This window comes from Ciceribacter sp. L1K22, assembly GCF_017599385.1.
Taxonomy (GTDB): domain Bacteria; phylum Pseudomonadota; class Alphaproteobacteria; order Rhizobiales; family Rhizobiaceae; genus Allorhizobium.
This window is the reverse complement of record NZ_JAGFPK010000001.1, coordinates 2,488,705-2,502,619: the sequence shown is the minus strand read 5'-3', so window position 1 is coordinate 2,502,619 and position 13,915 is coordinate 2,488,705. Positions and strand designations below refer to the sequence as shown.

General features: G+C 63.0%; 15 protein-coding genes and 2 riboswitches. Of the genes, 10 read left to right on the top strand and 5 right to left on the bottom strand.

The annotated features are described in order from the left end of the window. Positions 1 to 49 precede the first annotated feature (49 nt). The 4 genes from gcvP to J5J09_RS12490 all read right to left on the bottom strand — a co-directional run bounded on the left by gcvP (position 50) and on the right by J5J09_RS12490 (position 4,982). Positions 50 to 2,914, bottom strand: a complete 2,865-nt coding sequence (gene gcvP, locus J5J09_RS12505; protein ID WP_208551234.1) for an aminomethyl-transferring glycine dehydrogenase — start codon at positions 2,912 to 2,914, stop codon at positions 50 to 52. Then, positions 2,911 to 3,273, bottom strand: a complete 363-nt coding sequence (gcvH, locus tag J5J09_RS12500; RefSeq protein WP_208551233.1) for a glycine cleavage system protein GcvH — start codon at positions 3,271 to 3,273, stop codon at positions 2,911 to 2,913. The genes gcvP and gcvH overlap by 4 nt, the downstream gene beginning before the upstream one ends. 44 nt (positions 3,274 to 3,317) lie before the next feature. Beyond that, positions 3,318 to 4,457, bottom strand: a complete 1,140-nt coding sequence (gene gcvT / locus J5J09_RS12495) for a glycine cleavage system aminomethyltransferase GcvT (RefSeq protein ID WP_208551232.1) — start codon at positions 4,455 to 4,457, stop codon at positions 3,318 to 3,320. A 152-nt stretch (positions 4,458 to 4,609) separates the two neighbouring features. Continuing rightward, positions 4,610 to 4,697: riboswitch (glycine riboswitch) on the bottom strand. 102 nt (positions 4,698 to 4,799) lie between these two features. Further along, complete coding sequence (locus J5J09_RS12490; RefSeq protein WP_208551231.1) at positions 4,800 to 4,982, bottom strand: DUF3008 family protein; 183 nt, start codon at positions 4,980 to 4,982, stop codon at positions 4,800 to 4,802. Positions 4,983 to 5,114: 132 nt separating this feature from the next. Between J5J09_RS12490 and J5J09_RS12485 the strand changes: the two genes are divergently transcribed. Further along, the gene (locus tag J5J09_RS12485) at positions 5,115 to 5,489 is read left to right on the top strand and encodes a hypothetical protein (protein ID WP_208551230.1); all 375 of its coding nucleotides are present in this window, start codon (positions 5,115 to 5,117) and stop codon (positions 5,487 to 5,489) included. An 81-nt stretch (positions 5,490 to 5,570) separates the two neighbouring features. After that, positions 5,571 to 6,578, top strand: a complete 1,008-nt coding sequence (locus J5J09_RS12480; RefSeq protein WP_208551229.1) for a DUF1775 domain-containing protein — start codon at positions 5,571 to 5,573, stop codon at positions 6,576 to 6,578. A 60-nt stretch (positions 6,579 to 6,638) separates the two neighbouring features. Here the strand turns inward: J5J09_RS12480 and J5J09_RS12475 are convergent, their stop codons facing one another. Next, positions 6,639 to 6,917, bottom strand: coding sequence for a hypothetical protein (locus J5J09_RS12475; RefSeq protein WP_208551228.1), 279 nt, complete (start codon positions 6,915 to 6,917; stop codon positions 6,639 to 6,641). A 237-nt stretch (positions 6,918 to 7,154) separates the two neighbouring features. Between J5J09_RS12475 and J5J09_RS12470 the strand changes: the two genes are divergently transcribed. From J5J09_RS12470 to cobW, 8 genes are all read left to right on the top strand, one after another. Further along, positions 7,155 to 7,691, top strand: a complete 537-nt coding sequence (locus J5J09_RS12470; protein ID WP_208551227.1) for a flavodoxin domain-containing protein — start codon at positions 7,155 to 7,157, stop codon at positions 7,689 to 7,691. A 71-nt stretch (positions 7,692 to 7,762) separates the two neighbouring features. Beyond that, complete coding sequence (gene crcB / locus J5J09_RS12465) at positions 7,763 to 8,140, top strand: fluoride efflux transporter CrcB (protein WP_208551226.1); 378 nt, start codon at positions 7,763 to 7,765, stop codon at positions 8,138 to 8,140. 102 nt (positions 8,141 to 8,242) lie between these two features. Further along, positions 8,243 to 9,238 carry an RluA family pseudouridine synthase gene (locus J5J09_RS12460; RefSeq protein ID WP_208551225.1) on the top strand — a complete coding sequence of 332 codons (996 nt, stop codon included), beginning with the start codon at positions 8,243 to 8,245 and terminating at the stop codon, positions 9,236 to 9,238. Continuing rightward, complete coding sequence (locus J5J09_RS12455) at positions 9,235 to 9,894, top strand: HAD-IA family hydrolase (protein WP_208551224.1); 660 nt, start codon at positions 9,235 to 9,237, stop codon at positions 9,892 to 9,894. The genes J5J09_RS12460 and J5J09_RS12455 overlap by 4 nt, the downstream gene beginning before the upstream one ends. A 4-nt stretch (positions 9,895 to 9,898) precedes the next feature. After that, the gene (locus J5J09_RS12450; protein WP_208551223.1) at positions 9,899 to 10,696 is read left to right on the top strand and encodes an ATP12 family protein; all 798 of its coding nucleotides are present in this window, start codon (positions 9,899 to 9,901) and stop codon (positions 10,694 to 10,696) included. A gap of 66 nt (positions 10,697 to 10,762) precedes the next feature. After that, complete coding sequence (locus tag J5J09_RS12445) at positions 10,763 to 11,458, top strand: hypothetical protein (RefSeq protein WP_208551222.1); 696 nt, start codon at positions 10,763 to 10,765, stop codon at positions 11,456 to 11,458. Positions 11,459 to 11,508: 50 nt separating this feature from the next. Next, a riboswitch (cobalamin riboswitch) is annotated at positions 11,509 to 11,888 on the top strand. 422 nt (positions 11,889 to 12,310) lie between these two features. Further along, entirely contained in the window at positions 12,311 to 12,826 is a 516-nt protein-coding gene (gene cobU / locus J5J09_RS12440; RefSeq protein ID WP_208551221.1) for a bifunctional adenosylcobinamide kinase/adenosylcobinamide-phosphate guanylyltransferase, read from the top strand. Between the two features lie 3 nt (positions 12,827 to 12,829). Continuing rightward, positions 12,830 to 13,912, top strand: a complete 1,083-nt coding sequence (gene cobW / locus J5J09_RS12435) for a cobalamin biosynthesis protein CobW (protein WP_208551220.1) — start codon at positions 12,830 to 12,832, stop codon at positions 13,910 to 13,912. Positions 13,913 to 13,915 lie beyond the last annotated feature (3 nt).

Below are 13,915 nucleotides of genomic sequence, written 5' to 3'. Positions count from 1 at the left end.
CTTGACGAGAAACGCCGCCCTGGGGCGGCGTTTCGATGTTGCGCAAGCCTTACTCGGCTGCCTCGGCGTATTCGCTCATCGGCGGGCAGGTGCAGACGAGGTTGCGGTCGCCGAAGACGTTGTCGACCCGGTTGACCGGCGACCAGTACTTGTCGACGCGGAAGGCACCGGGCGGGTAGCAGGCCTGTTCGCGGCTGTAGGGACGGTTCCACTCGCCGACGAGATCCTCGACCGTGTGCGGCGCGTTCTTCAGCGGATTGTTGTCCTTATCCATCCGGCCGTCCTCGACCGCGCGGGCTTCCTCGCGGATCGCCAGCATCGCCTCGCAGAAGCGGTCTATCTCCGCCTTGGTCTCGCTTTCCGTCGGTTCGATCATCAGCGTGCCGGCCACCGGCCAGCTCATGGTCGGGGCATGGAAGCCGCAGTCGATCAAGCGCTTGGCGACGTCATCGACCGAAATGCCCGCAGAGGCGTTCAGCGGTCGCGTGTCGATGATGCACTCGTGCGCCACGCGTCCAGCCTCGGACTTGTAGAGCACGTCGTAGGCGCCCTTCAGTCGCTCGGCGATATAGTTGGCGTTGAGGATAGCCACCTTGGTCGCTTGCGTCAGGCCTTCGCCGCCCATCATCAGGCAGTAGGACCAGGAGATCGGCAGGATCGACGGCGAACCGTAGGGACCGGCCGAGACCGCGCCCGGACGACCGTCGGTCGCGACATGGCCCGGCAGGTAGGGCGCCAGATGCGACTTGACGCCGATCGGGCCCATGCCGGGGCCGCCACCGCCATGCGGGATGCAGAAGGTCTTGTGCAGGTTGAGGTGCGACACGTCGGAGCCGATATCGCCGGGCCGGGAGATGCCGACCATGGCATTCATGTTGGCGCCGTCGAGATAGACCTGGCCGCCATGCAGGTGCGTGATGGCGCAGATCTTGCGCACCGTTTCCTCGAACACGCCGTGCGTCGAGGGATAGGTGATCATGCAGCAGGAGAGGTTGTCCGCATGCTGTTCGGCCTTGGCGCGGAAATCATCGAGGTCGACGTCACCGTTGTCTTTCGCCTTGACCGGTACGACTACCATTCCCGCCATCTGTGCCGAGGCCGGGTTCGTGCCGTGCGCCGAGGTCGGGATAAGGCAGACGGTGCGGTGGGCATGACCCCGGGCGAGATGGTAGTTGCGGATCGTCAGGAGGCCCGCATATTCGCCCTGAGCTCCTGAATTCGGTTGCATCGAGATCGCGTCATAGCCGGTGACGGCGCAGAGCTTTTCAGAGAGGTCGTCGATCATCTCCTTGTAGCCGAGCGCCTGTTCCGGCGGCGCGAAGGGGTGGATTTCGGAGAACTCCGGCCAGGTGATCGGCAGCATCTCGGCCGTGGCGTTGAGCTTCATCGTGCAGGAGCCGAGCGGGATCATGGCGCGATCGAGCGCCAGGTCGCGGTCGGACAGCCGGCGGATGTAGCGCGTCATCTCGCTTTCGGCGCGGTTCATGTGGAAGATCGGATGCGTGAGATAGTCGCTCGTGCGCATCAGGTCCGCCGGTAGGCGATAATCCGCCTCGAACTCCGAAACCTTGAAGCCGCCGCCGAAGGCGCGCCAGACTGCTTCCAGCGTTGCCGGGCGTGTGCGCTCGTCGAGCGCGATGCCGATCTTCGTCTCGCCGACCTTGCGGAGGTTTACCCCTTCGGCCACTGCAGCGCGCAGGATAAGGCCCTGCATATGGCCGACGTCGACGGTTATCGTATCGAAGAAGGTGTCCGGCTCGACCTTGTAGCCCAGCTTTTGCAGCCCCTTGGCCGTTAGAACCGCCTTGCGGTGGACCTGTTGCGCGATCGCCTTCAGGCCATCGGGACCGTGAAAGACGGCATACATCGAGGCCATGACGGCGAGCAGCACCTGGGCGGTGCAGATGTTTGAGGTCGCCTTTTCGCGGCGGATATGCTGTTCGCGGGTCTGCAGCGACAGGCGATAGGCGCGGTTGCCGCGCGCGTCGACCGAGACTCCGACGAGACGGCCGGGCATCGATCGCTTGTGGGCGTCCTTGACGGCCATGTAGGCCGCGTGCGGTCCGCCATAGCCAACCGGCACGCCGAAGCGCTGGGAGGAGCCGATCGCCATGTCGGCGCCCATTTCGCCGGGCGACTTCAGGAGAAGCAAAGCGAGGATATCCGCCGCGACGGCGGCGACTGCGCCTGTCTGGTGCAAGCGGGCAATCAGGCCCGAAAAGTCCCTGACGTGCCCGTGTGTGCCGGGATACTGGAAGATCGCGCCGAAGACTTCGGTCGGATCGAGATCGGCGAAGGGGTCGCCGACGATCACGGTCCAGCCGAGCGGTTCCGCGCGGGTCTGGATGACGGCGATGGTCTGCGGGTGGCAGTCCCTGTCGACGAAGAAGGAGGTGGCCTTGGATTTCGCGACGCGCTGGCAGAGCGCCATGGCTTCGGCGGCCGCGGTTGCTTCGTCCAGCAGCGAGGCGTTGGCCACGTCCATGCCGGTCAGGTCGCAGACCATGGTCTGGTAATTCAGCAGCGCTTCCAACCGACCTTGGGAAATCTCGGGCTGGTAGGGCGTATAGGCCGTATACCAGGCGGGATTTTCGAGAATGTTGCGCTGGATCACCGGCGGCGTGATCGTGCCGTAATAGCCCTGGCCGATCAGCGATGTCAGCACCTGGTTCTTGTTGGCGGTTTCCCGCAGCTTGTCCAGCGCCTCGCGCTCGGTCATGGCGGCGCCCCAGGTGAGCGGGATTTCCTGCCGGATCGAGGGCGGCACAGTGGCGTCGATGAGCGCATCGAGCGTGGGATAGCCAACGATCTTCAGCATCTCCGTCATCTCGGACGGTGAGGGGCCGATATGACGACGGTTGGCGAAGTCGTACGGATCGTAGTCGGTGAAGGAGAATTCGACTGGCGTTGTCATGCGATCAGCTCTTTGTAGGCGGCTTCATCGAGAAGGGCGTCGGCATCGGCCACGTTGGCGAGCTTCAGCTTGAAGAACCAGGCAGCACCCTGCGGATCGGAATTGACCAGCGACGGGTCGTCGACGATCGCCTGGTTGACCTCGACAATCTCGCCGTCGAGCGGACAAAACACGTCCGATGCGGCCTTGACGCTCTCGACGGTGGCGGCTTCACCATCCTTCTTGAATGTCGCGCCGACCTCCGGAAGCTCGACGAAGACAAGATCGCCCAGCTGGTCGGCGGCATGACGGGTGATGCCGACGGTCGCGACGTCGCCGTCGAGTTTGAGCCATTCGTGTTCGGCGGTGAATTTGATCATTGTGTTGTCCTCTGGTGGGATAGGGAAAAAAATGCTGGTGGCGGCTAACGCCGGTAGCCGGGCGTCACGAAGGGCAGGGCGGTCACGGTTAGGGGCAGATACTTGCCACGAACCTCGGCGAAGAGTTGCGTGCCGGGTGCGGCGAGCGCCGTGGGCACGTAGCCCATCGCGATGGGACCTTCGACGGTCGGGCCGAAGCCGCCCGAGGTGACATGGCCGACCTCGTTCAAGCCTTCCGCGTCCGCAAAGAGTTTCGCCGGAGGGCGGACGGGGGCCTTACCCTCAGGTTTCAGGCCAACACGGCGGCGCGTGGCGCCGTCTTCAAGCTCGGCGAGCACGCGGTCCGCGCCGGGGAAGCCGCCTTCGCGTTCGCCGCCCCTGCGACGGGCTTTCTGCATCGCCCATTCCAGGCCAGCCTCGACGGGCGAGGTGGTGGTGTCGATGTCGTTGCCGTAGAGGCAGAGGCCAGCCTCCAGCCGCAGCGAATCGCGGGCGCCCAGGCCGATCGCCTCGCAGGCATGGTGGCTGAGGAAAATCTCGGCCAGTTCGGTCGCGCGGTCTGCGGGAACGGAGATCTCGTAGCCGTCCTCCCCGGTGTAGCCCGAGCGGGAGACTATGCAGTCTATGTCGTGCAGAGGTCCCTCGCGCATGTCCATGAACTTCATCGCGTCGAGACCGGCCCACATCTGCGGCACGATTTCGTGGGCGCGGGGGCCCTGGATGGCGATGAGGGCGCGGTCTTCAAGCAGTTCGATGTTGCAGGTTTCGGACAGATGCGCCCTCATGTGCGCCACGTCGGCGTCCTTGCAGGCGGCGTTGACGACGACGAACAGATGGTCGCCGCGGTGCGTGATCATCAGGTCATCGAGGATGCCGCCGTTCGCGTCGGTGAAGAAACCATAGCGCTGGCGCCCGTCCTTCAGTCCGAGGATGTCGACGGGAACGAGACGCTCCAGGGCAAGGGCGGCGTCTTCGTATCGGCCGGACTTCGCACGCAGAAGCACCTGGCCCATGTGGGACACGTCGAAGAGGCCGGCGCTGGTGCGGGTATGAAGATGCTCCTTCAGGACGCCCATCGGATATTGCACCGGCATGTCATAGCCGGCAAAGGGTACCATACGGGCGCCAAGCGACAGGTGAAGGGCGTGGAGCGGGGTCTTTTTCAGCGGAACGGTGTCGTCCACCATGGCCTCCGGATTGGCGCGAAGCGCGCTGGCTCAAAATTGGCGCACGATTCCCGCGCACCGGTTCATTGAGCCCCCTCTGTCCCTTCGCCTGAGATTGTTATCCCTTCGGCGCGTCACACATACTCGGGTGACGTCTCTCCAGAGTCCTGTCGGCACCCGTGGTCCTTTGGCCTGAGAGTTTCCGGGGCGGTTGCTCCTTCGGCACCGGATCGAACCGGTTCTCCCAACGGGTTGTCGCCATTATCGACGGGACCCGGCGCTTGGCAAGGGGCAAATGTCGTCGCCAGCACAATTTTCGTCGCATCGTACGCGGGGGCGTGCGCGTGCCGAATGTGGCGCTTAGTCTTTCTTGTCCGGAAGACCTTTGCGCTTCGTTTCCGCCATGTCCTCAAGCTCCTTCTCGCTCATGGATTCGGCCATGCTCTTCGAGGCCCCCTTGAGCTTTTCCTTCGGGGTATCGCCACGCTTGGCCGAGAGGGCGGCGCCGGCTGCTTTCTGCTGGGCTTTCGATTTTGCGGGCATTGGTTTCTCCTCTGGTTGTTGATGAACGACAAACAGCGAGAGACGGTTTTGTGTTCCTTTGTCGCAGCCCCTTTTCGATTTTGCCTTGCCGACTGATTCCGGCTAAGGAGGGCTGCCGGAGGGCCTGCGGAAATGGGCAAGACAATTGCGATGGTCGGGACGATGACGCGCCTTTTGTGCGCGATCGCGATGCTGTCGCTGGGGCTCGCACATACTCCGCCGCGTGTCGCGCTCGCGGCGTTCGATACGGCTGCGCTCCTCCTTCCCGACGGAACCTATGCCGATCTCTGTATCGGTGACGAGGGCCTGCCGCATCCAGGCCATGACATGGCGAAATGCGAGGCCTGCCTCATCGGCGGCTCGACGCTTCTGCCGCTGCCTGACGACGAGTCATGGCTGATCGACAGCTTTAAATGTCTGGACAATGGCCTTTCCGACGTCGTGGCCCATGTCACCGTTGATGCGCTTTCTCTGCCCCGGTCGCGCGGGCCGCCGACGTTCTCCTGATCTTCAATGCAAACGATGATCAATCGCCGCCTTGCGGCAAATCCGGTGACGTCGCAGGGCGGCCGGACACGGAGAACACCCATGAAAACCACTTTTCTTCTCGGCGCCACCGCGCTCGTTTCGCTCACCGGCGGCCAGGCGCTCGCCCACGCCACCTTCGCGAACCAGCCGGTGAAGGTCGGTTCCTATGTCGCCGCGGCGCTGCAGGTGCCGCACGGCTGCGACGGCAAGGCGACCAACGAGGTCCAGATCAAATTGCCGGAAGGCTTCATCTCCGCCAAGCCGCAGCCCAAAGCCGGCTGGGAAATCGAGGTGATCACCGGCGACTACCAGAAAGCCTATGACAATCACCGCACGCAGATCACCTCCGGTCCGGTGGAAATCCGCTGGAAGAACGGCGAACTGCCGGATAATTTCTACGATACGTTCGTGATTTACGGGAAGGTCGCCGAAGCCGACGAGGCGGGCCTCGCCTTCCCGACTGTTCAGCTATGCGGCTCGGATGCGCAGGTCAGCTGGACCGAGGTCGCTGCGGCGGGTGTCGATCCGCATTCTCTGGAAAACCCGGCGCCCGTTCTGAAGATCGTGACCGCCGATCCGGCCGAAGACGCTCATGCAGGCCATGGAGCGCACGGCGCCCACGATGCCCATGCCGGGCACGGTGATATGGCCGCGGCAGCCGACCCCGGTAGCTTCACTCCCGTTACGGTCGGTGACCTGGAACTGACGGCCGGCTTTACCAAGGCGATGTTGCCCGGACAGCCCGTCGGCGGCGGCTTCGTGACCATCAAGAACAACGGTCATCACGACGACGTTCTGGTGTCGGCGGAATCGCCGAATGCCGGTCGCGTCGAACTGCACGAAATGGCGATGGTCGGCGAGGTGATGAAGATGCGTGCACTGGCGGACGGCATTCCTTTGCCGGCCGGGCAGACCGTGGAGTTGAAGCCTGGTGGACTTCACATGATGTTCATGGAGGTCAAGGAACCGTTCGCCGAAGGCGCAACTGTTCCGGTGAAGCTGGTCTTCCAGAACGCGGGCGAGGTGGAGATCATGCTTCCGGTGGCGGCTGCCGGCAAGAAGAACTGATACCAAACAAGAGGCCGCGGTCAGTCAGGCCGCGGCCTTGCCGAACCCCCTTTTGGCAGGTCAGGTCGTGCTGTTCTTGTAGGCGTCGATCGTCTGCTTCAGCGTTGCCTGCTGCTCGTGCCGCGACTGGTTCGCGCTCAGGAAATCTAGGCTGAGCTTGGACGATTGCACCATGTTCAGCGGTGCCGTCTTCCAGACGTCCTCGCCCTCGGCGGCGTTGTTGACGACCGCGCGCATATTGTCCTGGACATCGGTCTTGCGAGGAGACCGGATCGGTTTTTTCACGGCCTCCGACGCATAGGCGGCGGTATGGGCCGACACTGTGACTACTTGGGTCATGGCCTTACCACTTTGTTTATCTCTCTAATATAACAGCCCCTGCTTGTACGGTTCTTTAAATTAAAGCCTAGAATTTTAACGGTTCAACGGAGGGTGCGACATGGCGCCTCCGGCCGGTCGCTTGCGTTTGCGGAGAAACTGGTCAAGCTTGAACAGAGCATCGGCGGCGCGACCTGTCTGTCAGTGCCTGAAAATGTTAAGACTGCGCCGGCTCGCGATGCCTGATGGAGGGTTCAGATGATCGTACTCGTGGGTTACGTCAGTATCGAAGGCCAGACGCGGAAGATCGCCGAAGCGATCGCGGCGCGGATCGAAAAGGACGGCCACCGCGCCGTTCTCTTCAACGTGATGTCGATGGCGGAGTATGCGCTGGAGCGGCCCGATGCGGCGATCCTCTGCGCCCCCATCCATGCCGGCCGCTATCCGGCGCCCTTCGTCGATTTCGTCCGCCGCGAGAAGGATTGGCTGTCGTCCGTTCCGAATGCCTTCGTGTCCGTTTCGCTGTTCATCCGCAGCGATATCGAAGCGGAACAGGAGGAGGCCCGACACTTTCCGGATGCGCTGAAGACCGAAACCGGATGGGCGCCGGATCATGTGCACCATGCCGCCGGTGCCTTCAGCTTCAGCGAGTACGATTTCTTCAAGCGCTGGATGATGAAGCGCATGGCGGAGCGGGAAGGCGCACCATCGGACACCGGTGAGGATGTCGAGTTCACCGACTGGAGCGAAATCGACCGGTTTGTGTCCGTTTTCCTGTGGTCGGCTGACCGCTGACAGGGTGCAAACAACGGCGGCCGGATGTAAGGTCCGGACGAATCTCGCCCGCGTTCGACGCCGGAGTCCCTATGCTGCATGTCCTTCTCGTCGCCCTCGGCGGCGCTACCGGCTCGGTCTGCCGCTATCTCGTCGGTCTTTTGACATTGCGCTGGTTCGGGCCGGCCTTCCCTTGCGGCACGTTGACCGTCAACGTCGTGGGCTCTCTGGCGATCGGGCTGTTTGCCGAACTGGTGGCACGGCGGTTCAACGCCTCGGCGGAATTACGACTGCTGATGATCACCGGTTTCCTTGGCGGCTTCACCACGTTTTCAGCTTTTTCCCTGGATTTCATCTCGTTGTTCGAGCGCGGCGCAACAGTTGCGGCGGTGACCTACCTCGCGGCAAGTGTCCTCCTTTCCATCTGCGCGGTGATTGGCGGTCTGCAGATCGGCCGCATGCTGTTTTGACGGTATCCTCGATAGAGGTTGTCCGAAGGCGGTGAAATGCAGTAAAGCCGGCGTCTGACAAGCAAGACGCGGCGTTTCGGCCGCGCGCACGGAAGAGAACCCATGGCCGGCATAGAGCATATCAAGGTGGACGCGGACGAGGCGGGCATGCGCCTCGACCGGTGGTTCAAGGTGCACTATCCGGGACTGGGCTTCGGAGCGCTGCAGAAGCTGTTGCGCTCCGGGCAGATCCGTGTCGATGGCGGCCGGGTGAAAAGCGACAGCCGCGTCCAGCCGGGCCAACTCGTTCGAATTCCGCCGATGGATATCGATCCGAAAAGCCCGAAGACCGGGCCGATCGCCGGCAAAGATCTGAAGCATGCCGGCGACGCGGAATTGCTGTCTCGCATGCTCTTGCACGAGGACGAGAAGGTATTCGTCTTGAACAAGCCGGCGGGGATCGCGGTGCAAGGCGGTTCCGGCGTCACGCGGCACATCGACAAGATGCTCGAGGCCTGGACCAGCCGAAAGGGCGAGAAACCGCGCCTTGTGCACCGTATCGACCGCGACACCTCCGGCGTTCTGGTCGTCGCGCGGACGCGCGGTGCGGCCCAGAAACTGACGGCGGCTTTCCGCGAGCGCGATACGAAGAAGACCTACTGGTCGCTGGTCAAGGGCGTGCCGCGCAAGCGGGAGGACAAGATTTCCACCTGGCTGGTCAAGGAGCCGACGATCAACGGCGACCGCATGCGGATCGCCAAGCATGGCGAGGAGGGGGCGGACCACGCAGTCTCCTACTATCGCGTCGTGGACACGGCTGCGCAGAACCTCGCCTGGCTGGAAATGGAACCGTATACCGGCCGTACCCACCAATTGCGCGTGCACGCTTTGCACATCGGGCATCCGATCATCGGCGATCCGAAATACTTCATCGACGACCACAACTGGGAATTCCCGGGCGGTATCCAGAAGCGGCTCCATCTGCACGCGCGCCATATCGACATTCCGCATCCGGACGGCGGGCGGCTGCGCGTCACGGCGCCGCTACCTCCGCATATGGTGCAGAGCTGGAACCTGCTCGGCTTCGATGTCGATGGGCCAGAGGCAGATATCGAATGAAGCTCGTGCTCTTCGACTGCGACGGGACGCTGGTCGACAGCGCGGGGTTGATCCATGCAGTGATGGAGAAGACTTTCGAGCGGTCTGGCTACCCACCTCCGACCCTTGCCGCGACCAAGGCGATCATCGGGCTCACGCTCGATATCGCAATCGCGCGGTTGCAAGGGAAGTCGCATGTCGACGACGAAGCGATCGAGATGACCGCGTACTACAAGGCGATCTTCTCGGATGTCCGCGGCAGCGGGGCAGCCACAGAGCGGCGTTTCGACGGCATCGCCGAGGTTATTGCTACGCTTGCCGCGCGGGACGATGTGCTGATCGGGGCGGTGACAGGAAAGTCGCGGCGCGGGCTGGACCTGATCCTTGATTCGAACGGCTGGCGGGACCATTTCTTCGTCAGCCGCACCGCCGACGATTGTCCGTCCAAGCCACATCCGGCCATGGTGACGGAATGCTGCGACCAGAGCGGCATCTCGCCGGCGGAGACGGTCGTCATCGGCGACGCGATCTACGACATGCAGATGGCGAAGGCGGCGGGTGCTGCGGCGATCGGTGTCTCCTGGGGCTACTGTTCCGTCGAGGAGCTTTGGCAGGCCGGCGCCGACGCGGTGGTGGAGCGACCCGCTGATCTTCTCGCTTATATTCACAAGGGGTAACCCGATGCGCGATGAACTTTCTGATATCTTCGGCACATTCGTGCCTGAGCCCAGCCACGAAGATCCGGTCCGCCGAGCGCAGATCCAGATGAAGCGGCCTCTGCCGAAGAAATTCTACGAAAACGTAAGCGTGGAGGCAGATGGCGACAGCTTCGCCGTCAAGCTCGACGGGCGACCCGTAAAGACGCCTGCCAGGAATACGCTTCTCCTTCCGACCACACCGCTCGCCGAACTTGTGGCGGTTGAATGGCGGGCTCAGAGGGATGTGATCGATCCGGCGACCATGCCCGTGACGAGGCTCGCCAACACCGCAATCGATGCAGTGGCCGAACAGGTCGACATGGTGGCGGCGGAAATTCTCCGCTTTGCAGGCACGGACATGATCTTTTATCGCGCCGACACGCCGCAGGAACTGGTAGAGCGCCAGAACCTCTCGTGGAATCCCCTGCTGGACTGGGCCGCGGAGACCCTTGGAGCGCGCTTCATCCTGGCTGTTGGTGTGATGCACCAGGAGCAGCCAGAAGCGGCGATCGCCGCATTCGAAAAGGCGCTTGCCAGGCATCGCGATCCTTTCGCGCTCTCGGCTTTGCACGTCATGACAACCCTCACGGGCTCGGCGCTCATCGGCCTCGCGCTGGCCGAAGGGCGGATTTCGTTGGAAGAGGCATGGTCTCTGGCCCATCTCGACGAAGACTGGACGGACGAGCATTGGGGTATCGACGCGGAAGCGGCCCATCGCCGGGCCAAGCGGTTCGAGGAAATGGCCGCGGCTTATGGTGTATTTTCGGCCCGTCGCGGCTGAGTTAACCACCCGCTAACCATAAATCAGGAATGTCGAAAAAGACGAAACGTCTTTTCGGGATTCCCCATGCAGCGATTCCTTCTCCGTCTCCTTGCGATTATCGCGGTCGTCGCGGTGCTGCCCTCCTGCATTCTCACGGGGCGCGAGCCGATCCGCCGGCCACTGATGTATGATGTCAGGGATGTTGCGGTGATCGGTGCCGCCGACGTGCCTCTCGTCGTGCTTGCCGGCGTTGACCGCCGTGTCGCTGCGGCAGTCAATGCCACTCGTCGCACTGTTCCGCTGCAAAGGGTCGTGCTGACGGTGAAGTTCGACGATTATCGTCCGGTACAGGGCTATGGTGACAGGCGTGCGAGCGTTCGCTTCAAGGTGACAGCCGCCGACATCGACACCGGCAATCCCGTCGCATCGGGAACATTCGTTGTTCACAGTTCTACCGACAATCCCCGTATCGCCGACGAGAACCTTGCGGAAGAGGCAGCAGCGCGAATTCGCTTCGCCTTCTCCTTGCAAACGCCTCGCCTGCCTCCGCCCCGCCCGAAGCCGCGGACCATGTCGACCAAGCTGAAAGCGGATGCTCCGGCTGTGGCCGCGCCAGTCTCGGTTGCCGCGCCCGCGGTGGTGCCCGCGCCGACCGTCGCGCCGCCTGCCGCGCCCTTGGTCCCATCGGGCACCAATGTGGAGGAAGGTGCTAGCGGCAAGATCACCATCGGCGGCGGCTCCACTTGCGACGTGGCAACCGATCCGACCTGCAATCCGTGAACGGCGAAGGTCGCCGGCGCGATTGACTTGCCGATGTCGTCGGCCTAATCAAGTCGGAATGAACGGATGGTTTCCGTCGTCCCGCAAAGGGTGGGCGGAGAGCAAAAGGGAATGCGACAGGACGGACCCATTCCGGGCGTCCCCATCGCAGCCGACCCCGCGACTGTAGAGTGGCGAGGGTCCGTCATCCGGATCTGCCCCGGACACGTCGGGATCAGGGCATGGTGCCTTGGACGGCGCTACGGGAAAGTCCGGAAAAGTCACTGGCGCGGCATGCGCGATCAGCCGGGGTCGGACGCCTCTAGGATCTACGAATCGTCCACCTTTTCGCGATATTGCCGATGCGCCGGGAAGGCGAGACGGACCCGCGTGCCCTTGATTGGGCCTTATGCCATGAGCCAGGAGACCTGCCATCCGTGCCGGGCATTTTGCCCAGCCTTGGGGAAGGATTTCCCCGTTGCCAGCACGGAGGTTGTCATGGCGACACAGACGACAGGCGTGGTGTATCCGTACGTCCGGTCAACACGCGATGAGTCCCTGGGCCGCGCTGTGAAACGCGCCGGGGCGACACGTCGTGCGTAAGAATTTCTCTTTCCTTTCGATCGCCCTCGGCATCCTGATTGTTGCCGCGACGGCGTTTGCGGTGGTTCCGTCTTTTCAGGACGATCCGATCACGACCCAGCAGACGGTTGATGGACTTTCTTCTGCGTCTGCTGAGACTACGAGCCGTGTCGTGACATCAACCTATTCCCTGCACCCTTCTGACGGGTCTGCCGCAAGGCCAACCGCGACTTTTCCAGCCTTTGCGGCGCGGGGCGGCGGCATGTATGCGACGGATGCGATGGAGGCAAGATGAACAGGACCATTCTCGTGCTCGGTGGCGCCCGCTCAGGCAAGTCGTCCTTTTCGGAGCGCCTGGCTCGTCAAAGCGGTCTCGATCTGCACTATCTGGCGACAGGCCGCGCCTTTGACGATGAGATGCAAGCGCGTATCGACAAACACAAGGCGGATCGCGCCGGGGATGGCTGGACGACGCACGAGGAGCCGTTCGATCTTGCCGATCGTCTGTGGGCTCTCGACTCGCCGGACCGTGTGGTCCTCGTCGACTGCCTGACGCTATGGATCACGAATCTGATGATGGAGGAGCGTTCCGTCGACTCTTCAGCCACCAGCCTCGTGAAAGTTCTTCCGTCGCTCTCGGCGCGTGTCATCGTCGTTTCCAACGAAGTCGGGCTTGGCATCGTGCCCGATAACAGGATGGCGCGGGAATTTCGCGATCATGCCGGACGGCTTCACCAGAGCGTCGCCGAGGTGGCGGCGCAAGTGTATTTCGTGGCGGCCGGACTGCCGCTCAAGATGAAGGGTTGAACCATGTTGCAGCAGAAAATTCCCGCCACCGTCATCACCGGCTTTCTCGGCGCGGGCAAGACGACCATCATCCGCAACATGCTGACCAATGCCGGCGGCAAGAAGATCGCGCTGATCATCAACGAGTTCGGCGATCTTGGCGTCGATGGTGAGGTGCTGAAAGGCTGCGGGGCGGAGAACTGCACCGAAGACGACATCATCGAGCTGACCAATGGCTGCATATGCTGCACGGTGGCGGACGATTTCGTGCCGACCATGCAGAAGCTGCTCGACCGCGATATCAAGCCTGACCACATTGTCATCGAAACATCCGGCCTTGCCCTGCCGCAGCCGCTGGTGGCGGCCTTCAACTGGCCCGACATCCGTACCCGCGTGACGGTCGACGGCGTGGTGACTGTGGTCGATAGCGCGGCGGTCGCGGCGGGTCGTTTCGCCGACGATCATGACGCCGTTGCCGCCCAGCGGGCCGACGACGAGAGCCTGGATCACGAGAGCCCGATCGAGGAGTTGTTCGAGGACCAGTTGACGTGCGCCGACCTGATCGTGCTCAACAAGACCGACCTGCTCGATGCCGCTGGTGTCGTCGCGGTGCGCGCCGAGGTGGCCGGCCGCACCGCGCGCAAGCCGACAATGATCGAGGCCCGGAACGGCGAGGTCCCCTCGCTCGTGCTGCTCGGCATCGGCGCCGGCACCGAGGACGATATCGAAAACCGGAAGTCACACCACGAACTGGAGCACGAGGCAGCCCACGCCGCCGGCGGCGATCACGACCACTTGCACCATCACGATCACGACGAGTTCGAGAGCTTCGTGTTGAAGCTTCCGCCGATCGCCGATCCGGCGGGTTTCGTCGAGAAGCTGAAAGACGTGATCGCAACCCATGACGTCCTGCGGCTCAAGGGCTTCATCGACGTGCCCGGCAAGCCGATGCGCCTCGTCTTGCAGGCCGTCGGTAGCCGCGTCGACACCTATTTTGACCGCCCATGGACGAGCGGCGAAAAACGCGAGACCCGTCTCGTGGTCATCGGCCTGCACGAGTGGGACTACGGCGCGGTTGTCGAGGCGGTGCAGGCGGCGGCCGGCTGATCG